We start from the raw sequence: 21,642 nt of genomic DNA on the forward strand, positions 1-21,642 counted from the left end.
CGATCATGGCGCGAGGCTTAAGCCGCGCGCGCCAGCTCGCGTTTGCGCGAGTCGATGATGGCCAGGAAAGTGGCGCTCAGCAGCGCGAGCAAGGCCGTCACCATCACCGGCACCAGCACGTCGATGGTGAGTCCGAAGATCAGGGTGCTCGACGAGACGGCCAGGCCCGAATACGCCGCGGCGCGAATCGCCGGGTCGTTGGACAGGCGGTTGCGCCAGAAATAGACCGACAGGCTGAAATACAGCAGCACGAGGCACAGCACGCCGATCACGCCCTGTTCGGCGATGGTCGAGAAGAAGTCGCTGTGTGCGCGCTCGTTGACGATTTCTTTCTTGGCTGCCCCACGTTGCGCGAGTTCGCCCAGCGCTTTCTCCAGCTTGCCTTTACCCACCCCATACACCGGATGTTCGGTGAACAGCTGCCACGAGGCTTGCCACAACTGGAAGCGCAGGCCGACCGAGGTGTTGTCGTCGCCGCGCTCGAACTGCGAGAAGTCGGCGGTGACCGCGTCCATGCGGGTCGCCACACGTCCGGTCGACAGCAGCGCGCCGCCGCCGATCACCAAAGCGAGCCCATAGATCAACAGACGTTTCTTATGCGCGAGCCAGCCGTATTGGGCGCTCAGCATGACCGCGAAGACGGGGATCGCCAGCCAGCCGCCGCGTGTGCCTGACAGATAGGACGCGTAGCCGCCGCTCACGAGCGCCAGTAGCTTGATCGTCAGCGTGCGCCAGTCGCGCGGGCTGTCCCAGCCGAACGTGAAGACCGACAGAAAGGCCAGCAGCAGGGCGGTGTCGCCAAACGGAATCGCGTTCGTGTAGTAGTTGTTCAGGCGGCTTGCGTCGGTCCAGCCGCCGCGCAGTTGATCGAGCAGCGCCCAGCCGCCCACGACGATGGCGCCGGCCGCGCAACCCCAGCCGACCACGCGCAGATTGCGCGACGGAAACTGGCGCAGCAGCAGGAACAACGGCAAGGCGAGCGCGAAGCGGGACAGCGCGTCGAACTGACGCGGTAGCCAGTAGTGCATGAAGAGCTGCTGCAGGCCGACGGCGACGAGCCATGTCAGCATGCCGGCGGTGTACCAGCGATAGGTCCGCAACGCAGTGAAGTAACCGGGCGTGCGCCGGTTGGCGACAGCCGCGCCGAGCGCAAACAGAACCAGCGCGAAAAAACAGTAGCCAGTGCCGCCACGCCACGCGAGGTTGATTGCCGGGGCGAGAAACAGCAGTGCAGTGCTAAGCCAGATCAGGCTGGGGGCAAAAATCATAGGCCAAAAATTCGTGTGAACATTACCGTTCCGGGCTGCCGGTGCCATGGCCGGGCGTCCGGTGCATTACTTTCAAGATAGAGGGCGACGGCGATTATAACCGTGCGGCCAGGTCCGTTACCCGAATTGGGCGTCGGATTAATCGACGGTAAGGCGGCATATCGATGGGACGAGCCACGCGGCGCCGTGATGGTGTTCAGGCGCGGCCAGGCGAGCGCAAGGGCAATGGCAATGGCCCGGTGGCGCTTGGTGGGATGGTTTTGCGCCGGCGCCGGGCGGGCGGCGCCGGGTGCCGTTCAGGCGATGAAGGCCAGCGCCTGCGCATCGCCTCGGATCGCGCCGGCTAAACCCCGCCGGTCACGAGCGGCAACACCGTCAGATCGGGATGGGTGCCCTCGACGATGCTGCGGCCCACGTGCACCCCTTCGTAGAGCGCCTCGTCCCTGCCGGCGAAGCTTTCTTCGCCGTCCGCGTGAAACGGCACAGCGTGACCGGGGATGCCAGGGTCGGCGCCCGGATGACAGACATAGCCGACGTAGGTGTAGCGGTTATCCGCCGCGGCGGCCGCGTTTGCCTCGCTGGGCGCGTTTTTCGGAAACGGCGCCACGTGAATCTCGAAACCTTCGTATTCCACCATCTGCCAGGGTGCGCTTTCCTCGGCCATGGCCGCCTCCGTTCAGCTCGCCTGCCTGACAAAAGTCTAGGTGATTTCGGGATGATGCGCGGCCAAAGACGGCTACGGCAAAACCATTAGGGCTTGACCGCGCCGAGTTGCTTGAGCAGCGTCAGGTTGTCTTCGAGGTGCCGGTTTTCGACGATGCGGCCGTCCGGCAAGGTACGGTCGATGAAAGCCGGCGACAGCGCCTGCTTTGCGTAGGCTTCGTCGCCGGTATTCCAGAAGGCGGCGTAGCGGCGCGCGGTCTGGATTTTCATTTCTTATTTGAAAATGCCGGGCGCCAGGCTTTTTCCGCCGTCGGATAGAATGACGCGCTTTGCCCGAACACGACCCCTCGCCCATGTGGTTCAAAAACCTTCAGTTGCACCGTCTTCCCGCTCCGTGGTCCGTCACCCCTGAACAGATGCAGAAGTGGCTGGCGCCGCACGCGTTCGCGCCCGGCAACAGCGTCGAGATGCAAAGTCACGGCTGGGCTTCGCCGCGCGACGACGACTCGCTCGTGTACGCGCTCAACGGCCAGATGTTGCTGGTGTTTCGCGCCGAAAAGAAACTGCTGCCGGCCTCCGTCGTCACTCAGGTGACCAAGGCGCGCGCGCTCGAACTCGAGGAGCAGCAGGGTTTCAAGCCGGGCCGCAAGCAGATGCGCGAACTCAAGGAGCAGGTCACCGACGAACTGCTGCCGCGCGCCTTCAGCATCCGCCGCGATACGCGGGTGTGGATCGACTGCAAGAACGGCTGGCTGGTGATCGACGCCGCCTCGCAGGCAATCGCCGACGAAGTGCGCGGCCTGCTGGTGAAATCGATCGACCAGTTGCCGCTCGGCACCGTGCGCGTCACGCAGTCGCCGGTGGCTGCGATGACCGGCTGGCTGCTCTCCGGTGAAGGTCCCGCCGGCTTCACGCTCGACCAGGACACCGAGTTGCGCTCGCCCAGCGAAGGCAACGCGACCGTGCGCTACGTCGGACATACTTTGGATGCCGAAGATATGCGCCGCCATATCGAAGCCGGCAAGCAATGCATGCGGCTCGCCATGACGTGGAACGATCGCGTCTCGTTCGTGCTCACGCCGTCGCTGGTGATCAAGCGCATCGCGGCGCTCGACGTGCTGAAAGAAGCGAGCGCCCCCACCGCGCAGAACGACGACGAGCGCTTCGATTCCGACGTCACGCTGATGACCGCCGAACTCGACCGCATGCTGAGCGATCTGCTCGACGCCCTGGGCGGCGAGCAGGGCGCGGCGCTGCCACAAGCCGCGGCTGCCTGAGCCGTCGCGCCAGGCGGAACCCGGCGCGTCGTACACAGCGCGCCGGCGCTCGTCGTGAAAATGGTTAAGATGACGCTGAGCAACGTGCATCGGTCACGGAGGGCTTGCGATGGTTCGCTTGGTCATGATCCTGCTGGGCGTCGACTACCTGCGTACGCGCTGGCGCTCGCTGCGGCTGATCGGCTGCGTGAGTCTGCTGCTCGGGGTGGTGATATTCATCGACGCGCTCGATAGCGCGCTCTATTTTCCGATCACGCCGTTTTGCCTGCTGCTGCTGCTCGAAGGCCTCGCCACGCTGGCGGTCGCCTGGACCGGCATGGGCGGCCAGCGCACGCTGCGCTACGTCAAAGGGCTCGCGTTCTGCGTAGCGGCGGCGCTGATTCTGGTCGGCCATCAGCACGGCAACTTCATTCTGTCGATGATCTTCGGCACGCTGTTCATGGCCGACGGACTGTTGCAGATCGTGTCGGCCCGAGTGGTGCGCTATCGCACCTGGCGGCTCGCGGTGATCGGCGGCGCGGTCGAGATCGCGATAGCGGTTTTCTTCTATCAACCCTATCCCACGCATTACGTCGGCACCATGCCGTACTGCCTCGGCCTCGGCCTGATTTTCGCTGGCTGGAACATGATCCTGCTGAGCACGCGGGTGCGCCGTCTCGCGTCGAATCCCGCCGTGGCCTCGAGCGATCCGAGCGCCAATCGCGCCAACGCATCGGCCAGCGCGGCGGGGCTCGGCCAGGCGGCCGTGCGCGAATGGGACGGTCCGCCCACGGCCGACGAAGCCGCCTTGACCGTGCATGTGTGGACGCCGGTCGGCTCGGCCAAGGGCGAAGCGCGCCGTCAGCTGATCGTGGATCGCTACATCGCGGCGGTGGATCGCAACGGCGTGATCTCGACCGGACATGCCGCGCTCGAATCGCCCGAAGGGGTGTACATCAGCCTGTATCCGGGCGTCGAGATCGACCGCTCGCCTGACGATTTCGCGCGGCTGTTGCGCGCGACCCGCGAGAACGACATACCCGGCATCTTTCAACCCGACTACCCGACCGAATCGAAAGCGTGGTGTCCGTCCACGGTGCAGGTGCGGATCCGCAACTACGATCCGGTGCGCCTGCGCCACTTCTGGGACACCTATCGCCAGGACACCACCTACAACCTCACGCACCGCAACTGTTCGAGCAGCGTTTCGCGCGCGCTGGAGGCGGCGATCGAAGGCGCGTCGGCCCGCGTGTGGGGCAACCTCGGCGGCTGGCGGCCGTTCGTGCGGGTGATCACGACCCCCGAGTTGTGGGTCGCCGCGCAACTGCGCAAACGAGCCGCGACGATGGCATGGACGCCCGGCCTCACGCTCGACTACGCTCGCGCGCTCAGTATGCTGGCCGATCCGCGTCCTTCGGGCTGGGTGAGGATGGCGCGGCTCGCCGTGCGCAGAATGGTTCGCTCGCGTCAGCGATGGCGCGAAGAAGCGCGCCAGGCACCGCTCCCACCGGACAGCGCAGCGGGCCACGCCACCGATACGGTACGCGAATGACGCACACTCGCCGCGCGCGCTGCCCAACTTCGGTGTGACGGTAAAAATGGCTATTGCTTCAACGGCTTGCAGATTTTGCCGGATAGTTATGCACAGCCTTGCGAACATTTTCTGTTGATAACTTCGCCTTGCGTCGTTCTCTGCCAAATGAATGATTTCAACCAATATGGCGGGTGTATGCTGGCTTCGCACGCTTCTTGTCGAAAGCATCCGGTTACGCTGCCGTCACAGCGCCAGCCCATTCAGAATCAGGCCGAAGCCGGGCGCTTGCCGCGCGCGGCGCCAGCGGCCCTTTTACAAGCGCGAATGCACATGGACACGATCCGTCCGGCGACCTCCCGCGGGCGCTCAGATGACTGAGCCGCAACGCTTCACGGTGCGTCACGTCAGCATCTATCGCTATTCGGAGCCAGTGCGTTTCGGCGAACATCGCATGATGTTCCGGCCGCGCGCGAGCCACGATTTGCGCCTCGTCACCAATCAGCTGGTGATTACGCCTACGCCGTCGCGGCTGCACTGGCTGCATGACGTGTTCGACAATTCCGTGGCGGTGGCGAGTTTCGACGGACGGGCGAGCGAATTGCGCTTCGACAGTGAAGTGACGCTCGAGCACTTCGAAACGCCGATGCCCGACTATGCCCTCGAACCGTACGCGACCCACTGGCCGTTCGCGTACACCAACGAGGAAGCGTCGGATCTCGTCAATGCGCGCAGCCGTCAGTATCCCGACAGCGATGTCGACGAATGGGCGCGCCGCTTCGTGCCGCTGCCGGCAATCGGCAAAGCACCCGCCGGCAACGGTAAGGGCGGCACGATGGCACTGCTGCGCGCCATGACGCTCGAGATCAAGAGTTCGTTTGATTACGTACGCCGCACCGAAAAAGGGGTGAACCGTCCCGGCGACACGCTGCGCAGCCGCCGTGGCAGTTGCCGCGATTTCGCGGTCCTGATGATCGACGCGGTGCGCTCGCTCGGTCTCGCGGCGCGCTTCGTGAGCGGCTACATCTTCGTGCCGGAGCACGACGCCACGCAAGGTGGCGGCGCGACGCACGCATGGCTGCAAATCTATTTGCCGGGGGCCGGCTGGGTCGATTTCGATCCGACCAACAGCATTGTCGGCAATCGCCATCTGATCCGGGTGGCGGTCGCCTGGAATTCCTACCAGGCGTTGCCGTTGTGGGGCACATGGCATGGCGCGCCGCATTCGTTTCTCGGCTTGCAGGTCGATGTGAGCGTGACCGAAGGCAAGTGAGCCTGCCGCATATCAATTGAATGTTTCAACGGGACGAGGGCGGCAAGATGAAATTGCGCGTTGGCTACGAGCTGGTCTATGAGTGCGTGCAACCGACGCCGATGATGTTGATGTTGAACACGCACTATTCCCACGCGAAAGAGGTGCTGCAGCCTGATCTGCTGGCGGTGGACCCGGGCGTGCCGATCTTCCAATACCGCGATGGCTTCGGCAATCTGTGCAGCCGGCTGGTGGCGCCGGCGGGCAGGATCGCGTTCTCCACGAGCGCCGTGCTCGACGTGTCGGGCGAGCCGGAAACGCGGGCCGCCGGGACCGAGCAGCATCCGGTGGAGAGCCTGCCGGACGACACGCTGGTGTTTCTGCTCGGCAGCCGTTATTGCGAAACCGATCTGCTGTCGGAATTCGCCTGGCAGACCTTCGGCAAACTGCCGCTCGGGCGCGCGCGGGTCGACGCGATCTGCGACTACGTGCATCAGCACATCACGTTCGGCTACGACTTCGCGCGGCCGACCAAGACCGCGTGGCAGGCCTGGCAGGAGAAACAGGGTGTGTGCCGCGACTTCACGCATCTGGCCGTGACGCTGTGCCGCGCGATGAATATTCCGGCGCGCTATTGCACCGGCTACATCAGCGACGTCGGGCTGCCGCCGCCTTATGCAGCGATGGATTTCGCCGCGTGGTTCGAGGCGTACATCGGCGGAAGCTGGCAGACCTTCGACCCGCGCAATAACGCGCCGCGCACCGGCCGCGTCCTGATGGCGCGCGGGCGGGATGCGGCCGACGTCGCGCTCAGCAATGCTTTTGGGCCGACCCAGTTGCTCAAGTTCGCGGTGGTGTGCGAGCCAGTCTAGGCGGCGTGAAAGGCCGTGTTACTCGCCGAGTGCCAATGCGTGCTTGCGCCGCCAGATCGCCGAAGCGACTGACACGGCCACGCCCATGCCGCCCATTGCGAGCGAGAGCGCCACGATCAGCGGTCCGGTTTGCGTGCGCGCCGAAAAGACGCTGACCAGCAGGCCGGCGAGCGGCTGCGTCATGTTGTTGAGCAGAATCACTACGCCGGTCGTCTTGCCGTAATCCTGCGGAGGAATGATGCGTTGCCGCGTGCTGCGAATGTAGACGTTGAACATCTTGTCGAAGCCGACGATTATCAGGAAGCCGAGCGCGTAGCCCCACGGCGCCGCGCTCGCGCCGGCAATCACACCGCCCAGGCAAATCGACACGAAGGCGACGAGGCCCAGACGCCGGGTCGGCCAGGCGGCGCGCGCGACCATCAGCAGGATCAGCACGGTGGCGACGGCGCCGGCCGTTTGCAGTCCAGCGTAGTAACGGTTCGATTGCGCGTGAATGCCGGTCACCATCGCGGCGGAGGTGGCGAGCGTCACACCGATCACGAGATTTTCAGCGGCGGCCAGCAGGACGACCTGTCTCAGGGCGGGGAGGGCCCAGACGTGGCGCAGCGCGATACGCAACGGCAGCGTCCAGTGACCGGACACGGGCACCGGTGGATCGTCGGCGCGAAAACCGCTGCTGCGTTGCCACAGGAGCAGGGCGCCGTCGGCAAGCAGGAACAGCAGGCCGGTGGCGCCCACCACCCATTCCCAGCGCCACAGACCCAGCAGCAGCGCGGCAAGCACGGGACCCAGCACCATGCCCAGTTGATCCGCCAGCTGCGAGTAGGCGAGCACGCGCTGGAACTGCTGTGTGCTGAAGATGCGCGGCAACATGACCTCGCGCGCGACCAGTCCCTGGCTCGTCAGAACGCCGCACGCGGCCGACAACGCGATCAGCCAGCCAATTCCGCCGAACAGCGCATACGCCGCGACGCCGCCGAAACATACGATCGCCCGCACGGTCTGACTCACGCGCATCAACTTGAGCGGCGAGACGCGATCGCACAGGGCGCCGAAGAACGGGAACACGAGATAGCGCGGCAGCGTTTCGATAAAAAACGCCAGGCCGGACCACGCGACCTGATGCGTGGTCTGGAACACGACGAGCGGCACCAGAAATAGCAGCACCTGATCGGCGAGACGCGCGACGAACAGCGAGCAGAAGAAAGCCTGATGGTTGACGCGCACCGTTGATGTCCCGCCGTTTATGAGTCGAGACCGATCCTATCAAAGATGAGTCGTGCGCGGTCTGGCGGGTTGGTCACCCCCTCAGTCGGCGCGATACGCCGCTTCCAGTTGCGCGACGTCCAGCTTGCCCATCTGCATCATCGCTTTCATCACGCGACTCGCTTTGGCGGCGTCCGGATCGCGCAGCATCTCGGGCAATACGTCGGGGACGATCTGCCACGAGACGCCGAACCTGTCGCGGATCCAGCCGCATTGCCAGGGCGCGCCGCCGTCGCCGAGCTTCGCCCAGAAGCTGTCGATCTCTTCCTGCGACTGGCAATGCACGAAGAGCGAAATGGCCGGCGTGAAAGGAAATTGCGGGCCGCCGTTCAACGCCATGAACTCCTGGCCCTCGATCTCGAACGTGATCGCCAGAACGTTGCCTTTCGGCCCCGGACCGGCGTCCGAGTAATGCATCGTGGTGACGATGCGGGCGTTCGAGAAAATGGCGGTGTAGAAGCGGGCGGCTTCTTCCGCATTGCCGTCGAACCACAGACAAGGTGCGATCTTTTGCATGACGACTCTCCTCCTTGGCGGCGCGGGCCGCGCGTCACTTCATGGCGGCGCCCATGGCCTGCTGGATTTCTTCCGGGCTGAGGTCGCGTATGTGCGTGGCGAGCGACCAGCGATGACCGAACGGGTCTTGCAGCTGCCCGTAGCGGTCGCCCCAGAACATGTCGGTAACGGGCAGAAGTACGGTCGCGCCGGCTTCGACGGCCTGTTTGAAACTGGCGTCCACATCCTGCACGTAATGGTGGACGGTGACCGGCGTGCCTTTCAGCGATGCCGGGCTGAACACGTGATGTTCCGGCCATTCGTCGGTCAGCATCAGCATGGAGTCGCCGATCTTCAGGCAGGCGTGCATGACCTTGCCGTCCGGGCCCGGCAGGCGGAACTGTTCGACGGCGTTGAAGGCTTTGGTGTAGAACGCGATGGCTTCGGCGGCGTTGGCGCAGATCAGATACGGGGTCAGCGAGTGCATCCCGTCGGGGATCGGCTTGACAGCATTGCTGGACATGACGGCGGCTCCTTGAATTAAGAGGTTCGTGAGTGGAAAGACCGGCTCGATGGGCAGGCCTTCAACGTTACGACGAGTCCGCCTCCCCCGGATCGACACTCCGAAAAAAATATTTTCGAGCGACTTCAGCTGGCCGGGTTGTCCTCGTCTGGCGGCGTGCCGGTCCCCAGGGGCGCGCCGAGAATGCTGATCTGGAAAATCGTCGTGCCCGCGAGCGATTGCAACGTCGCATCTTCGGAAATGTGTTCGAACATCGGCAGGATCACCGAGCCGCCGATCACCACGCGCCGGCTGTTGTCGGCGGGACGCAGGCCCCACACGTCCTGATAGACGACCGGCACGGCGAGACCGTTGCGAGTCGTGTTGCCGATATACAGCATCACGTGGCCGCCGATGTAGATCAGCGTGCGCAGGGGCACGCCATGCTGGGTCAGATAGTCGAGCCGCTGCGCCGGCGTGGAGGCCGACAGGTCGGTCATGCGTCCCGCGCTCATCTGCGTCGAGGAATGACGCGGCAGCCAGACGCCGAACGTCGCGAAGATGCTTTGCAGTTCCGAGGAGCAATCGTTGTTGAGGCCGCTATTGCCCCAGCCATAGGGCCGGCCGATCAGCGCCTTCATCAGCATGGCCAGATGACGCGGCGTGGCGGCGAGCGGGGTCGGCGCGATCTGCGTGTCGGTCAGGGCGGCGGTGCGGATCAGCGCCTGGCCGTCGGCATCGCGGGCGGGGACGAGGACCTCGCGGGCGATGGACGTTTCGGTGACAGCTTCCGGTGGATTCGCCGACGAGGCCGATGAGGCCGTCCCAACCGGCGCCGCGACCGAAGCCGCCGACGCAACTGAAGCAACTGACGCAACTGACGCAACTGACGCAACTGACGCAACTGAAGCAAGCGGCAACAACGTGCCGGCCGGCGCGTCGAAGCGGAATACACCGCGGCTGTCACGCACGGCCACCGAGGCCACCGTCACCGCGCCCAGCGAGCGGGCGGCCGCCGCTCGCCAGGTGTCGACGAAGCGCGCATCGGTCATGCCGACGCCGTCGCTGCGCACCCAGCCCTGGACATCGGGCGTCTGCACGTATTGCCACGCACCGTCCACGCTGCTGCCGAGCACGTATAACGGCGTGCCCGGCCGCACGGCGGAAATCTGCAGGTTGTCGAACGGATAGCCTTCGCCGGCGAGACGGTGGTCGTAGAACGATGGGTCGGTGGTCGGCAGTTCGCGCACCATCAGATTGCTGGTGGCGATGGCGCGGCGCTCCGGCCGGTAGACCGGCGCTTCGTTGAATTGCGCGGCATTGACGTTGTGCGCGATGGCGTCGATCCACCCCTTGTCGTGGGGCCGGAAGTTTTCGCCGTAGCCCAAGGCGGCGCCGCTTTTGCCGGTGTTGTCGAACTTGTCGAGGCGGCGCTGCTGCAGCGCCACGATTTCCGTGCCCTGTTGGCGATAGACGCGCATCGTCACATAGGCGGCGTTCCACGGCGACGGCGCACTCGTGCCGGTGCCGAAATAGCGCGCGAGCAGGGCGCTGAAGTGGGCCTGTTGGTCCGCGGGACTCAGGAACGGCTTGTCGTAATCCGGACTGTCGGGTTCGAGCCAGTGATCCACGTTCTGGTCGTACCCGGCGATCGGAAACAGCGTGACGGTGTCGAGTGGCGCTCGGGTTTCATGCGGCGGCGCCGGATTGCCACACGCGCCGAGGGTTGCAACAGCGGCGCACAGCGTGACGGCGCGGCGCACCGTCGACCAGCGGGCGGCAAGGCGGGAGAGGACGGCAACGGGCATGAGATTCGGCGAAGTAGGTCCAGGGCACGATGATACGGCGTCGGCGGATTGTGCCGTATGTTGTGCCAGCGCCTCGTTACGAAAATCTATATACGACGTTTATGTGGTTTCATTGAGGTCTGTCGTCATCTCACATTCTGGAGACCCTCATGCAAACGAGCGCACGCAATCAATTCGCAGGCGAAGTCATCGAACTCAAGCACGGCGCCGTCAACGACGAAGTCACGCTGCGCACGCAGCAAGGTCTCGACGTCGTCGCGATCATCACGCACGGCAGCGCGGCCTCGCTCGGTCTCGCCGTGGGCAAGAAGGCGTTCGCGCTGGTCAAGGCGTCGTCGGTGATCGTGATGGTGGACGTGTCGAGCAATCAGGTGTCGGCGCGTAACTGCATCTCCGGTACCGTTTCGGCAGTCACGAAGGGCGCGGTGAATTCGGAAGTGTCGATCAGCGCCGGCGCTGCGCAGATCGCGGCGATCATCACCAATGAGAGCGTCGACCGGTTGGGCCTCGCGAACGGCAAAGCGGCCACGGCGATCTTCAAGGCGTCGAGCGTGATCATCGGCGTCGAGTGATCGCCGTGATGGCCGATCCGTTGGCGTCGTCTCGCGCCGGGCAGCGGAGGTGACGGCCTCGAACGGAAAGAGGGCGCGGCCTGAAGGAAACGGCTGCTTGCTTTAAAATGCACGCCTCGCGGTCCCTCTTTCCGCTTTCCTCACGGACGCCGTCATGTTCGAAGTTTCCACTTCCTCGCATCTTTCCAAAGCCGCGCAGTACGAAGAACTGGTCGCCCAGGCGCGCTCGCTGCTCGCCGACGAATCCGACTGGATCGCCAACGCCGCGAATTTTGCCGCCTTCGTGTTTCATTCGCTCAGCGATCTGAACTGGGCAGGCTTCTACTTTCACGACGGCAAGGAACTGGTCGTCGGACCGTTCCAGGGCAAGCCCGCCTGCGTGCGCATCGCGCTCGGCAAGGGCGTGTGCGGCACGGCCGCGCAAACCCGCCAGACGCAAGTCGTGCGCGACGTGCACGAGTTTCCCGGTCATATCGCCTGTGATTCCGCGTCGCAATCGGAAATCGTGGTGCCGCTCGTTGCGCCGGACGGCACGCTGATCGGCGTGTGGGACGTGGACAGCCCGAGCGTCGCGCGCTTCGACGAAGCAGACGCGAAGGGCATGGAAGCCTTGTGCGCGGTGTTTATCGAAGCCGCGTTGCCGCGCGTCGCCTGAACGCTCACGCCTGAACGGCATGGCGAGGGTGCGGCAGCACCCTATGTCTTTCCCTGCATAGACTAGATGCCTTTCAGGGGATGGGTCGGCGGACCTCATCCCGCTATCGTTGTCTTCACGCGCTCAGTACGCCATTCGAGCGCGACGAACCCCCACCAGGTTTTGGAGACACGCATGAGTTCCGCCACCGCTTCTGCTTCCGCCATCGCTGCCACCGCGCCGCTCACGTTCCAACGTTCCCCCGCGCTGCCCCGCCATTGCACCTTCGATAGCCACGACTGGGAGATTCTCAGCCGCTACTGGCATCCCGTCGCATTCGCCGCAGAAGTCGCCGACAAACCCGTCAGCGTGACGCTGCTCGACGAGCCGCTCGTGGTGTTCCGCTCGAACGGCCAACTGGTCAGCGCGCGCGATGTGTGTCCGCATCGCGGCGCGCCGCTCAGCCAGGGTTGGGTCGATAACGGCAACATCGTCTGCCCATATCACGGCCTTGCTTATGGCAGTGACGGCAAGTGCAAACACATTCCCTCGCAAGCGGATGGCACGATTCCCGAGCGTCTGAAACTCGTCACGTATGCCACCCAGGAAGCGTATGGGCTCGTATGGGTCTCGCTCGGCGGCGGCGCGGAAGCGTTGCCCTCGTTCCCGTCTTGGAACGATCCCGACTTCCAGCAGATCCTGCCGCCGTCGATCGATATCAACGCGTCGGCGGGACGTCAGACCGAAGGCTTCATCGACGTCGCGCATTTCGCCTGGATTCACCACGACAGCTTCGCCGACCGTCACAACCCGGTGGTGCCGCAGTACTCCGTCGAGCGGCGCGAACGCGGCATGCAGGCCGAGTACGTGAGCACGGTCAGCAATTTTCCGAAGTCGATGCAACACCGCGCGCCCGAGGGTTATCTGTGGCGCCGCACGTTCGAAGTGGACGTCCCGTTCTTCGCGCGTCTGACCGTGCAATTCCCCGAAAACGGACGTCTGTCGATTCTGAACGCCGCGAGTCCGGTGTCGGCGCGCAAGACGCGTCTGTTCGTGCCGATCGTGCGCAACTTCGACAAGGATCTGCCGCTCGAGGACGTCTATGCATTCAATCGCCAGGTATTCGAAGAAGATCGCGCCATCGTCGAGCTGCAATGTCCCGAAGATCTGCCGATCGATCGCGCGGCGGAAGCGCCGATTCTCGCCGATCGTTCGTCGGGCGCCTATCGACGTGCGCTGGCCGAGATCGGTCTCGGCCAGGCGTATGTGCGTTGACGCGTGTTGGCGCGTGCGGCGAACTGGATTCGGGAGAGAAGTCATGAAAGTATGGGAATGCGTGATCTGCGGCTTTCGCTATGACGAAGCCATGGGCCTGCCCGAAGCGGGCATTGCAGCGGGGACCCGCTGGGAGGACGTGCCGGACGACTGGTTGTGTCCGGACTGCGCGACCGGCAAGCACGACTTCGAAATGCAGGTGATCGCATGACGGCCGCTCAGGAGGAGAATGGCGCGGCGCCGGTCGTGATCGTCGGCACGGGTATGGCGGGCTACACGGTGGCGCGCGAACTACGCAAGCTCGATAGCGTCGTGCCGATCGTGATGATCAGCCGCGACGGCGGCAGCTTCTATTCGAAGCCGATGCTCTCGAATGCGCTGGCGATGAAGAAAGAGCCGCAAGCATTGGCGAGTTTCGATGCGATGGCGATGGCGGCGCAACTGGGCGCGTGGATTCGCGTGCGACAGGAGGTCGAGCGGATCGTGCCGGCCGAGCACACGCTGGTGGTCGATAACGCCTTGATCGGTTACAGCAGACTGGTGCTGGCGACCGGCGCCGACCCACGCCGCTTGCGACTGGAAGGCGACGGTGCCGCCGACGTCCTGTCGATCAACGATCTCGACGACTACGCGCGCTTCAGGCTTGCACTGACGCGCTGCCGCTCGGTGGCGATTCTGGGCGCCGGGCTGATCGGTTGCGAGTTCGCCAACGACCTCGCCGCCGCCGGTTACGCGGTGCATCTGATCGATCCGGCGCAGACACCGCTCAACCGTCTGCTGCCGGAGCAGATCGGCGAGATTTTTGCGCGTGCGCTCGGCAATGGCGGCATCCGTTTTCATCCGGGCCGCAGCGTGAATCGTATCGACCGTTCGTCGGATAGTTACCGGCTGAGTTTCAGCGAAGGCGAGCCGATCGACGCGGACCTGGTGGTGTCCGCCATTGGACTCGCCCCGCGCACGTCGCTCGCGGCGGCGGCGGGACTGGAGATCGAGAATGGCATCCGTACCGACGCCTGGTGCCGCACGAGCGCGCCGGATATCTACGCGCTCGGCGACTGCGCGGCGATCGAGGGCAAAGTGCAACCGTACGTCTTGCCGATCATGCATGCCGCGCGAGCCCTGGCGCGCACCCTGGCCGGCGAGCCTACGCGCGTGAGCTTCCCGGTGATGCCGGTCACGGTGAAGACGCCGGCGAGCCCCGCCGTCGTCGTTGTGCCGGAAGGCGAGGGCGCCTGGTCGATTGAAGCCGACCCGGATGCCTCGGTCCACGCGGCACGTGCTGTCTGCGTGCATCCCACGAATGAACGGACTGTGGGCTTCGCTCTGCTCGGTGCGGCGGTGGCGGGCAAGGCCGACCTCGTCAAAACAATGACGGCCGCGCCGCTCGCCAATTCATAACAACGCAGATCAGGACATGCTTTCCGTCTGACCGACCTCATCTGTGATCTACCGGTGTCCGAAGGGACCTGTCACCTGCAAGACCACCGCTGATTGCATTCGCGCCACAAGCTCCCGCTCGTGGCGTTTTTTTTGATCAGGAGGACAGATCTTTGGCGACGCCCGCGATCAGGCGGCGCAGCCACACCGCGGCCACGCTGCGGTGCGTGCGATCGTGCCAGAGTTGATAGTAGGTGAGCGCGCGCAGTTCACCGGGAACCGGCTCGATGCGCAAGGGCAGCAGTTTGGTGTAATGCGTGGCGAGTGCACGCGTGGTGGTGAACAGCAGGTTCGAGCGCGCGAGGACGTAGGGCGCCATGCCGAAGTAGGGCAGCGTCGTCGTGACCGTGCGCGACAGGCCGTTGCGTGCGAGTTCGACGTCGACGGTCCCCCAGGCGGTCGTGTTGTACGTGGTCACGGCCAGATGATCGGCTTCTTCGTAGACCGGCTGGGTGAGCCGCCCTGGCTTGATCGGATGGCCGTTGCGCAGCAGGCATACCAGTTCGTCCTTGCACAACGGCTGCAAGTGCAGATGCTCCGGCGGCGTGCCCCAGTTGCCGATCACCAGATCGAGAAAGCCGCTTTCCAGCCCATGTTCGTAGCCGCCGTCCACCATCATCAGATGCCGGAACTCGAGCTTCGCGTGTGGTGCTTCACGATGAAAGGCGTCGACTACAGCAGGCACGAAGAACGCGTCGAGGTAATCCGGCGAGCCGATGCGGAAGGTCTGGCTCGTGCTGGCCGGATTGAACGAGGTGGTGGGATGCAGGATCGCCGCGATGTGGCTCAGTGCCTGCGCGGCGGGTTCGATCAAGGTCAGTGCATGCGCGGTCAGCACCATCCGGCTGCCGCTGCGCACCAGTAACGGATCGCCCGTCATGTCGCGCAGCTTGCGCAGCGCCACGCTCACGGTCGGCTGCGATTGTCCGAGCAGGGTCGCCGTACGCGACACGCTGGACTCGGTCAGCAACGTGTGCAACACCTTCAGAAGGTGTGAGTCGATGATTTCCTTGGACATGAAAAACAGCACTCCATTTCGCGCGAAGCCGTGCGGCGGAGCGGCGGTTTTAATCGGGGAACGGTGTTCGAAATATATTCACGGATATAGCGGTCGTCAATCCGGCGTGGCCCTGTGTGGGCAACGCGAAGGCCTGTGTGGATTGACTCATGGGAGGTTGAATATCCTGGCCATAGAGCCCGAGGTATGGCGCGCACGCGGAGACGTCGTTGATCGGGGATTGGGGATTACACCGAGAGAAACGCAGGATGCGAAGAAAGCGCCGCTGCCGCGGTTGAGCGAGGCGGGAAAGCCGCTATCATAAGCGGGGTTTTCAGCACGGTATGGCCGCCCTACCGGAGCGAAAAGCGGCAGGGCAGAACGTGAGCGCCCCGGCGTCGAAAACCCAACACTCGCTGTCAATACTCAGGACACTCAAAGGCCGGCGCGATGCACCCACCACTCTACGCCGAAGCGCAAACGCGCGACGCCGCGCTGGCGTCGGCGCCGTACGCCATGTTCGTCTGCACCGCGGATGGTAGGTTCGAAGCGGTCAACCCGGCTTTCGAAAAGCTGACCGGCTACGCGGCGGAAGAACTGTTGAGCCGGCGTGATCTCGAATCCCTGCACGATCCGGCCGAACTCGGCAAGCGCCGCGCCGAATGGCCGCAACTGTCTGCCATCACCTCGCGCTACGAGGGCGAGTGGAACTTCGTGCGGCGCAACGCTACGTCGGTTCGTATCGTGCTCGCGCTGGCGCCGCTCGTGGACGACCCCGCGCAGCGCAGCCCGCGTACAAGCGGCGCGGCCCGCTATGTCGGCATCGCCATCGACATGACCCGCTATGCGCAGTCGGAAGCGCGCCTGTGGTACCTCGCGCATCATGACGGCATCACCCGTTTGCCCAATCAAACGCTGTTTACCGAACGGCTCGAACTGACGATCGCGCGATGCCAGCGGGGCGGCTCGGGCTTCACCGTGCTGATCGCCGAGCTCGATCATTTGCGCAAGCTGCGTGATGCGCTCGGCCTGCACGCGGCCGAACTCGTGTTGCAGATCGTCGGCGAAAGGCTGCGCGGGCTCTTTCCGAACGACGGTACGATCGCCTCGATCGGCGGCACGCAGTTCGCGCTGTTGATCAACGAAACCGGCGCGGCGGCCGATGCTTTTGCGGCCGAGGCGCTCGAGCGCATCGCCGAATCGATCGATTGCGCCGGCACGGCGTTGAACATTACCGCGAGCATCGGCATGGTGGCCTATCCGGCCGACGGCAACGACGCGCCGACGCTGATGCGCCGCGCGGGCGTCGCGCTATCGGCGGCATCGGGGGTGAGCGGCAATGCGGTGCGGCGCTTTTCCACCGCGCTCGAAGGCCGGGCTGCACGCCGCTTCGAACTGGCGACGCTGCTGCGAGATGCGCTCGAGCGTCAGCAATTGCACCTCGTGTATCAGCCGCAGGTCACGCTCTCCAATGGACGCATTGCTCAAGTCGAGGCGCTGCTGCGCTGGAATCATCCGCAGCGTGGTTTGATCAGCCCGGTCGAATTCGTGCCGGTCGCGGAGGAGTCGGGGCTGATCGAACGGATCGGCGAATGGGTCATCCGCACGGCGTGCCGGGACGCAGGCAAGTTGCTGCGGCTCACCGGTCACTTGCCGCGCATTGCCGTGAATGTATCGCCGCAACAATTCCAGCGCCACGATCTGTTCGAGACGATTCGCGACGCCCTCGAACAAGCCGCGCTCGACCCCTCGTATCTCGAAGTGGAGATCACTGAAGGCGTATTGCTGGGCGACACCGACCAGGCGCTGCAGACGCTGCATGCGTTGCGCGATCTGGGCGTCGAGGTCGCGGTGGACGACTTCGGCACCGGCTATTCGAGTCTCGCGTATCTCACGCGCTTCCCGCTGAATCGCCTGAAAATCGATCGCTCGTTTGTGATGCGCATGAGCACCGATCCGCAATGCGCGGCGCTGGTGGGGGCGATCATCGCCATGGCGCATGCGCTCAAATTGCGCGTGACGGCCGAGGGTGTCGAGACGGCCGAGCAGGCTGCGCAACTGGAAGCGCTCGGTTGCGACGAAGCGCAGGGCTTCTGGTTTTCTCGCCCGATCACCGCGGCGGCATTGCGCAATCTGTTGCGGCCGTTGGGCGCGAGCTAGCCGCTACGAACGAACCCGCATCACTTCAATCGTCGAGCCGACGCAGCGCGTCGCCTCGGTGCACGGCATGCTTGCCGCTTTTCTCGCTTTCCACCTCGTAATGCGGGTCGGTCGTCGTCGCCGCGACGGTGTGGCCATCCACGCTTGTATGCGTAGAAATGACACGCACGATCTTGCCCTGCGTGGGACCTTGCGGCGTATTCCAACTGACGCGATCGTGTAATTTCAGGGATGAGCTCATGGGGCACTCCTTGCGCTGAGCGGCTCGACACGCCTGTCGGACAAGCCATCCGGCGATTAGCAAGCCGCGTGCCGGCCGCACGCAACGAGAAAGGCGGGAACGCATCCTGCTTGTATGCATCAGAATCTTATTGCAACGGAAAACGCACACTCACATGAACGATCTCCTTGCGCGTCTCTTTCACTTTCAGCCATCGTTGTTCGTCACGTTGACGCACGATGTGCTTCATATCGTGCTGGCTGTGGCGATCCTATGTGTCGGCTGGTGGCTGTCGAACCGCGTCGGTTCGATGTTCGCGAGGGCGCTTGCGCGCACGCACGCCGACCCCACGCTTGCGCCGATGCTCGCGGCCATGAGCACCTGGGCCGTACGGGTGCTCGTCTTCATTGCGGCGCTCAGCGAAGTGGGTATCGCGACGGCCAGCGTGCTCGCGGTGCTCGGCGCGGCAGGTCTGGCGATCGGCCTCGCGCTGCAAGGCACACTGCAGAACATCGCCGCCGGCATGATGCTCCTGATGCTGCGCCCGTTTCGCGTCGGCGACGTGATTGAAGGGAGCGGCGCGGCCGCCGGTATCGTGCGCGAAGTGGGTCTGTTTACCACGCGCATCGAGCGCGGCGACGGCAACGCGGTGTTCGTGCCGAACAGCCAGATCTGGAGCAATCCGGTGATCAACTACAGCAGCGGCGGTACCCAGCGCATTGAGGTCGAAGTCGATCTCGCGCAGCGCAAGGACGTCGATGCGGCTATCGGCGAATTGAAGAAGGTGGTGGCCGACGAACCGCGCGTGTTGAGCGGCTCGACGCTCGCGCCGGTCATCACGGTGGCCGACTATCCGGACGACGGCGGCGCAAAACTGCGCATCGCTGCGTGGGTGCGCACGCCCGACGCGTCGCTCACCAGCGGCGACCTGCAGGAGCACGCGCAGAGCGCGCTGGAGCAGGCCGGTTGCGCGGTGGCGGCCTAAGCTTTCCTTCGATCGCGCCGCTGCGCGAGCACCTTTATAATTGAACTCTGCTCCATCATGTCGAACAGGACTCGCTTGATTCCCACACCTGAATCCGCCACTCGTCTGCCGGGTGAAGCAGACACCGGCTCCGGCGTCCTCAACGCGCTGCGCGTCAGCACGGCGGAGCGTCATGAACTGCTGCACGAGATCATGCCGTTGTCGGTCGAAAGCGTCGCGCTGCGCGATTACCTTGCGCATCTGGCGATTCTGCGTGCCTGGCTCGAGCCGATCGAGACGTGGTTCAAAGGCTTTTGCGATGGGCCGCAATCGGCGACGCTTGCCGCGCGAATGAACCGTCTCGCACTGATCGACGCCGACCTCTCGCATGGTTCGATCGATCCGTGCGACCAAATCGGCGCGCTGGTGTCGACGGCGGCCGATCACAATTGGGCCGGTGCGCAAAGCGCGGCTTATCGCTGGGGCGTCTGCTATGTCATCGAAGGCTCGCAACTGGGCGGCGCGGTCCTGTACGCCCGCCTGAAAAATCGTCTCGCGCCTCACCCGCTCGGTTTTCTCGACGCGGGCCGCGAGGCCCTCGGTCCGCGCTGGCAAGCCTTCGTCCGCACGATGTCGGCCGAGGTGCAAACCCCCGCCATGATCGACGAAGCGTGCCGCGGCGCGGCCGATGCGTTCGACCGTCTGATCGATCTCGCGCAAGCGCCCACCCGGGCCGGCTGCGCGAACGTCGTTTGAAGCGCGCCGGGACCATGCTCATGGACAGCCTTCACGAGAATCTCGCCGTGCCGCTGCATCGATTCGATGCGGCCAGCGCATTCGAGCTGCTGCCTGATGCCTATCTGATCCTCAATCACCGCTACGAAATCCTGCTGGCTAACTCGCGCTACCTTGCCCTGATGGGACAGTCGTTGTGCGACGTGCAAGGCCGGTCGATTCTCGACGTCAATCAGTTCGGTCCGCCGGAGCAGCGGGAGGCGCGGCGGGAATGGTTGCTCGGCGCCTTGCGCGAGGTCACGGCGGGCGATGCAAAATGGTCGCCGATGTTTCGCTACGAGATGCCAGGACAACGTACCGGCGGCGCGGATGGCGAGGCTGCGAGCGAGCCGGCTACGCCGCGCTACTGGAAGGTCAAGGCGAGCCTGCTCGACGCGCATCACGGGCAAAGCGGCACGATCGCTTTGCGCGTAAGCGAAGTGACCCGACGCGTCTCCGATTACGAGCGCGAACAGCGCGAGCGCGCCAAGCTACGCTCACAAGCCCAGTTGCGCCAGTTGCTCGCCGACGAAGCCAAAGCTCAACTGCGCGAACATCAGGAACGTTTCCAACTCGCGCTGGCTTTCTCGCAACTGGGGGCGTGGGAGCTCGATCCCGCGACAGGCGCGATCGAATGCACTGAGCAATGCAAGACCAATCTGGGTTTGGCACAGAACGCGACGCTCACCGAGCAGCGTCTGTTCGGCGAAATCGTGCATCCCGAAGATCGTGCCCGTTTGCGCGACACGATGAACCGCGCACTGGCGGCACGCGAGCATTTCGAGGTGGATTACCGGGTCGGTTGGCTAAGCGGGGAGATTCGCTGGATTCTGGTGCGCGGCGTCGGACGCTTTCTGGTGGACGGCACCCTGAGTTCCATCAGCGGTTTCACGCTCGACATCACGGCGCGCAAGGAAGCCGAACTGGAGCAGCGCGAAATCGCCGCTGCCGAGAAGCGGGCGCGCGAACACAGCGAGCGTCTGACGATGGCGATGGATCATTTCGTGACCACCGTCAGCCATGAATTGCGCTCACCGCTCTCGGCGATCATGTCGTGGACCGATCTGTTGCAGCGGGCAGCGGACCCTTCGCATCTCGCGCGTGCTACCGGCGTGATCAGCCGCAATGCGCGGCAACTTTCGCATATGGTGGACGATCTGCTCGACAGCGGCGCAATCGTGACCGGGAAACTCTCGGTGAGTCTGCAGCCGGTCGATCTGGGTGCGCTGGCGGGCATCATCGCCGAAGACATGCGCATGCATGCCGAAGCCAAGGGCTTGCGGCTGATTGCGGACGATCTCACCTCCGCCACGGTGCTCGCCGACGAAAACCGCATTAAGCAGGTGGTCTGGAATCTCGTTTCGAACGCCGTGAAGTTCAGCCCGCAAGGCACGATCGAACTCTCGGTGCGGCCCCACGGCGAGTATGTCGAGCTGGCTGTGCGCGATACGGGAATGGGGCTGGACGGCGCCTCGCTGGAGCGGATTTTCGAACGCTTCCAGCAGTTCGGTGCCGAAGGGTCGGGGCGCGTGGCCGGGCTGGGCCTCGGTTTGTGGCTCGTGAAAAATCTGGTGGATCTGCACAACGGCACGATTGCCGCCGAAAGCGCCGGCTTGGGGCAAGGCGCCATTTTCCGGGTGCAACTGCCGGCTTACCGCTGAACGCGGCCGCAGCGAGCCGGCGCGTCCGGCCGGCG

At 64.5% G+C, this 21,642-nt stretch carries 22 protein-coding genes; 13 read left to right on the forward strand and 9 right to left on the reverse strand.

Annotated elements, in window-relative coordinates:
• Nucleotides 1-17: 17 nt before the first annotated feature.
• The 3 genes from FQ705_RS24970 to FQ705_RS24980 form a co-directional block, all read right to left on the reverse strand.
• A complete protein-coding gene (locus FQ705_RS24970) occupies nt 18-1,268 on the reverse strand; it encodes an O-antigen ligase family protein (RefSeq protein ID WP_144145450.1) in 1,251 nt (416 codons plus the stop codon).
• Between the two features lie 343 nt (nt 1,269-1,611).
• Nucleotides 1,612-1,932 carry a hypothetical protein gene (locus FQ705_RS24975; protein ID WP_144145456.1) on the reverse strand — a complete coding sequence of 107 codons (321 nt, stop codon included), beginning with the start codon at nt 1,930-1,932 and terminating at the stop codon, nt 1,612-1,614.
• 86 nt (nt 1,933-2,018) lie between these two features.
• Nucleotides 2,019-2,201, reverse strand: coding sequence for an ester cyclase (locus FQ705_RS24980; RefSeq protein WP_144145459.1), 183 nt, complete (start codon nt 2,199-2,201; stop codon nt 2,019-2,021).
• A gap of 83 nt (nt 2,202-2,284) precedes the next feature.
• On the opposite strand from FQ705_RS24980, the gene FQ705_RS24985 reads away from it, so the two are divergent.
• From FQ705_RS24985 to FQ705_RS25000, 4 genes are all read left to right on the forward strand, one after another.
• A complete protein-coding gene (locus FQ705_RS24985) occupies nt 2,285-3,208 on the forward strand; it encodes a recombination-associated protein RdgC (RefSeq protein ID WP_144145463.1) in 924 nt (307 codons plus the stop codon).
• A 109-nt stretch (nt 3,209-3,317) separates the two neighbouring features.
• Nucleotides 3,318-4,739 carry an HdeD family acid-resistance protein gene (locus FQ705_RS24990; protein WP_144145466.1) on the forward strand — a complete coding sequence of 474 codons (1,422 nt, stop codon included), beginning with the start codon at nt 3,318-3,320 and terminating at the stop codon, nt 4,737-4,739.
• A 352-nt stretch (nt 4,740-5,091) separates the two neighbouring features.
• Nucleotides 5,092-5,991, forward strand: a complete 900-nt coding sequence (locus tag FQ705_RS24995; RefSeq protein ID WP_144145470.1) for a transglutaminase N-terminal domain-containing protein — start codon at nt 5,092-5,094, stop codon at nt 5,989-5,991.
• 47 nt (nt 5,992-6,038) lie between these two features.
• On the forward strand, nt 6,039-6,842 hold the full coding sequence (locus FQ705_RS25000) for a transglutaminase-like domain-containing protein (RefSeq protein ID WP_144145476.1): 804 nt from the start codon (nt 6,039-6,041) through the stop codon (nt 6,840-6,842).
• Between the two features lie 18 nt (nt 6,843-6,860).
• Here FQ705_RS25000 and FQ705_RS25005 read toward each other — a convergent pair whose 3' ends face one another.
• From FQ705_RS25005 to FQ705_RS25020, 4 genes are all read right to left on the reverse strand, one after another.
• Nucleotides 6,861-8,069 (reverse strand): MFS transporter, encoded by a 1,209-nt coding sequence (locus FQ705_RS25005; protein WP_144145480.1) that lies wholly within the window; start codon nt 8,067-8,069, stop codon nt 6,861-6,863.
• Nucleotides 8,070-8,150: 81 nt separating this feature from the next.
• A complete protein-coding gene (locus FQ705_RS25010; protein WP_144145485.1) occupies nt 8,151-8,624 on the reverse strand; it encodes a VOC family protein in 474 nt (157 codons plus the stop codon).
• A 34-nt stretch (nt 8,625-8,658) separates the two neighbouring features.
• Nucleotides 8,659-9,126: a VOC family protein gene (locus FQ705_RS25015; RefSeq protein WP_144145490.1), complete on the reverse strand. Its 468-nt coding sequence runs from the start codon at nt 9,124-9,126 to the stop codon at nt 8,659-8,661.
• A gap of 125 nt (nt 9,127-9,251) precedes the next feature.
• Nucleotides 9,252-10,913 (reverse strand): SH3 domain-containing C40 family peptidase, encoded by a 1,662-nt coding sequence (locus tag FQ705_RS25020; protein WP_144145496.1) that lies wholly within the window; start codon nt 10,911-10,913, stop codon nt 9,252-9,254.
• A gap of 149 nt (nt 10,914-11,062) precedes the next feature.
• On the opposite strand from FQ705_RS25020, the gene FQ705_RS25025 reads away from it, so the two are divergent.
• From FQ705_RS25025 to FQ705_RS25045, 5 genes are all read left to right on the forward strand, one after another.
• Nucleotides 11,063-11,485, forward strand: a complete 423-nt coding sequence (locus FQ705_RS25025; protein ID WP_144145500.1) for a molybdopterin-binding protein — start codon at nt 11,063-11,065, stop codon at nt 11,483-11,485.
• Nucleotides 11,486-11,639: 154 nt separating this feature from the next.
• Nucleotides 11,640-12,140, forward strand: coding sequence for a GAF domain-containing protein (locus FQ705_RS25030; RefSeq protein WP_144145506.1), 501 nt, complete (start codon nt 11,640-11,642; stop codon nt 12,138-12,140).
• 174 nt (nt 12,141-12,314) lie between these two features.
• The gene (locus FQ705_RS25035; protein ID WP_144145510.1) at nt 12,315-13,394 is read left to right on the forward strand and encodes an aromatic ring-hydroxylating oxygenase subunit alpha; all 1,080 of its coding nucleotides are present in this window, start codon (nt 12,315-12,317) and stop codon (nt 13,392-13,394) included.
• A gap of 43 nt (nt 13,395-13,437) precedes the next feature.
• Nucleotides 13,438-13,605: a rubredoxin gene (locus FQ705_RS25040; RefSeq protein WP_144145514.1), complete on the forward strand. Its 168-nt coding sequence runs from the start codon at nt 13,438-13,440 to the stop codon at nt 13,603-13,605.
• On the forward strand, nt 13,602-14,792 hold the full coding sequence (locus FQ705_RS25045; RefSeq protein WP_144145518.1) for an NAD(P)/FAD-dependent oxidoreductase: 1,191 nt from the start codon (nt 13,602-13,604) through the stop codon (nt 14,790-14,792). The genes FQ705_RS25040 and FQ705_RS25045 overlap by 4 nt, the downstream gene beginning before the upstream one ends.
• A 136-nt stretch (nt 14,793-14,928) precedes the next feature.
• Here FQ705_RS25045 and FQ705_RS25050 read toward each other — a convergent pair whose 3' ends face one another.
• Complete coding sequence (locus tag FQ705_RS25050) at nt 14,929-15,849, reverse strand: LysR family transcriptional regulator (protein WP_144145523.1); 921 nt, start codon at nt 15,847-15,849, stop codon at nt 14,929-14,931.
• Between the two features lie 429 nt (nt 15,850-16,278).
• Between FQ705_RS25050 and FQ705_RS25055 the strand changes: the two genes are divergently transcribed.
• Nucleotides 16,279-17,988, forward strand: a complete 1,710-nt coding sequence (locus tag FQ705_RS25055) for a putative bifunctional diguanylate cyclase/phosphodiesterase (RefSeq protein ID WP_144145527.1) — start codon at nt 16,279-16,281, stop codon at nt 17,986-17,988.
• 25 nt (nt 17,989-18,013) lie between these two features.
• Here FQ705_RS25055 and FQ705_RS25060 read toward each other — a convergent pair whose 3' ends face one another.
• Nucleotides 18,014-18,229: a DUF2945 domain-containing protein gene (locus FQ705_RS25060; RefSeq protein ID WP_144145532.1), complete on the reverse strand. Its 216-nt coding sequence runs from the start codon at nt 18,227-18,229 to the stop codon at nt 18,014-18,016.
• 154 nt (nt 18,230-18,383) lie between these two features.
• Between FQ705_RS25060 and FQ705_RS25065 the strand changes: the two genes are divergently transcribed.
• The 3 genes from FQ705_RS25065 (at nt 18,384) to FQ705_RS25075 (ending at nt 21,607) form a co-directional block, all read left to right on the forward strand.
• On the forward strand, nt 18,384-19,193 hold the full coding sequence (locus FQ705_RS25065) for a mechanosensitive ion channel family protein (RefSeq protein ID WP_144145538.1): 810 nt from the start codon (nt 18,384-18,386) through the stop codon (nt 19,191-19,193).
• 75 nt (nt 19,194-19,268) lie between these two features.
• Nucleotides 19,269-19,928 (forward strand): biliverdin-producing heme oxygenase, encoded by a 660-nt coding sequence (locus tag FQ705_RS25070; RefSeq protein ID WP_260854607.1) that lies wholly within the window; start codon nt 19,269-19,271, stop codon nt 19,926-19,928.
• A gap of 20 nt (nt 19,929-19,948) precedes the next feature.
• The gene (locus tag FQ705_RS25075) at nt 19,949-21,607 is read left to right on the forward strand and encodes an ATP-binding protein (protein ID WP_144145554.1); all 1,659 of its coding nucleotides are present in this window, start codon (nt 19,949-19,951) and stop codon (nt 21,605-21,607) included.
• Nucleotides 21,608-21,642 lie beyond the last annotated feature (35 nt).

The organism is Paraburkholderia sp. BCC1884 (genome assembly GCF_900996225.1).
Taxonomy (GTDB): domain Bacteria; phylum Pseudomonadota; class Gammaproteobacteria; order Burkholderiales; family Burkholderiaceae; genus Paraburkholderia.

What these genes read in the sequence shown, in the direction of transcription:
- FQ705_RS25040 (WP_144145514.1), top strand. Translation starts at nt 13,438, where the DNA reads ATGAAAGTATGGGAATGCGTGATCTGCGGCTTTCGCTATGACGAAGCC.
- FQ705_RS24980 (WP_144145459.1), bottom strand. Translation starts at nt 2,201, where the DNA reads ATGAAAATCCAGACCGCGCGCCGCTACGCCGCCTTCTGGAATACCGGC.
- FQ705_RS25045 (WP_144145518.1), top strand. Translation starts at nt 13,602, where the DNA reads ATGACGGCCGCTCAGGAGGAGAATGGCGCGGCGCCGGTCGTGATCGTC.
- FQ705_RS25035 (WP_144145510.1), top strand. Translation starts at nt 12,315, where the DNA reads ATGAGTTCCGCCACCGCTTCTGCTTCCGCCATCGCTGCCACCGCGCCG.
- FQ705_RS25065 (WP_144145538.1), top strand. Translation starts at nt 18,384, where the DNA reads ATGAACGATCTCCTTGCGCGTCTCTTTCACTTTCAGCCATCGTTGTTC.
- FQ705_RS25060 (WP_144145532.1), bottom strand. Translation starts at nt 18,229, where the DNA reads ATGAGCTCATCCCTGAAATTACACGATCGCGTCAGTTGGAATACGCCG.
- FQ705_RS25050 (WP_144145523.1), bottom strand. Translation starts at nt 15,849, where the DNA reads ATGTCCAAGGAAATCATCGACTCACACCTTCTGAAGGTGTTGCACACG.
- FQ705_RS25000 (WP_144145476.1), top strand. Translation starts at nt 6,039, where the DNA reads ATGAAATTGCGCGTTGGCTACGAGCTGGTCTATGAGTGCGTGCAACCG.
- FQ705_RS25020 (WP_144145496.1), bottom strand. Translation starts at nt 10,913, where the DNA reads ATGCCCGTTGCCGTCCTCTCCCGCCTTGCCGCCCGCTGGTCGACGGTG.
- FQ705_RS24970 (WP_144145450.1), bottom strand. Translation starts at nt 1,268, where the DNA reads ATGATTTTTGCCCCCAGCCTGATCTGGCTTAGCACTGCACTGCTGTTT.
- FQ705_RS24990 (WP_144145466.1), top strand. Translation starts at nt 3,318, where the DNA reads ATGGTTCGCTTGGTCATGATCCTGCTGGGCGTCGACTACCTGCGTACG.
- FQ705_RS25030 (WP_144145506.1), top strand. Translation starts at nt 11,640, where the DNA reads ATGTTCGAAGTTTCCACTTCCTCGCATCTTTCCAAAGCCGCGCAGTAC.
- FQ705_RS25075 (WP_144145554.1), top strand. Translation starts at nt 19,949, where the DNA reads ATGGACAGCCTTCACGAGAATCTCGCCGTGCCGCTGCATCGATTCGAT.
- FQ705_RS25055 (WP_144145527.1), top strand. Translation starts at nt 16,279, where the DNA reads ATGCACCCACCACTCTACGCCGAAGCGCAAACGCGCGACGCCGCGCTG.
- FQ705_RS25015 (WP_144145490.1), bottom strand. Translation starts at nt 9,126, where the DNA reads ATGTCCAGCAATGCTGTCAAGCCGATCCCCGACGGGATGCACTCGCTG.
- FQ705_RS25025 (WP_144145500.1), top strand. Translation starts at nt 11,063, where the DNA reads ATGCAAACGAGCGCACGCAATCAATTCGCAGGCGAAGTCATCGAACTC.
- FQ705_RS25010 (WP_144145485.1), bottom strand. Translation starts at nt 8,624, where the DNA reads ATGCAAAAGATCGCACCTTGTCTGTGGTTCGACGGCAATGCGGAAGAA.
- FQ705_RS24995 (WP_144145470.1), top strand. Translation starts at nt 5,092, where the DNA reads ATGACTGAGCCGCAACGCTTCACGGTGCGTCACGTCAGCATCTATCGC.
- FQ705_RS24985 (WP_144145463.1), top strand. Translation starts at nt 2,285, where the DNA reads ATGTGGTTCAAAAACCTTCAGTTGCACCGTCTTCCCGCTCCGTGGTCC.
- FQ705_RS24975 (WP_144145456.1), bottom strand. Translation starts at nt 1,932, where the DNA reads ATGGCCGAGGAAAGCGCACCCTGGCAGATGGTGGAATACGAAGGTTTC.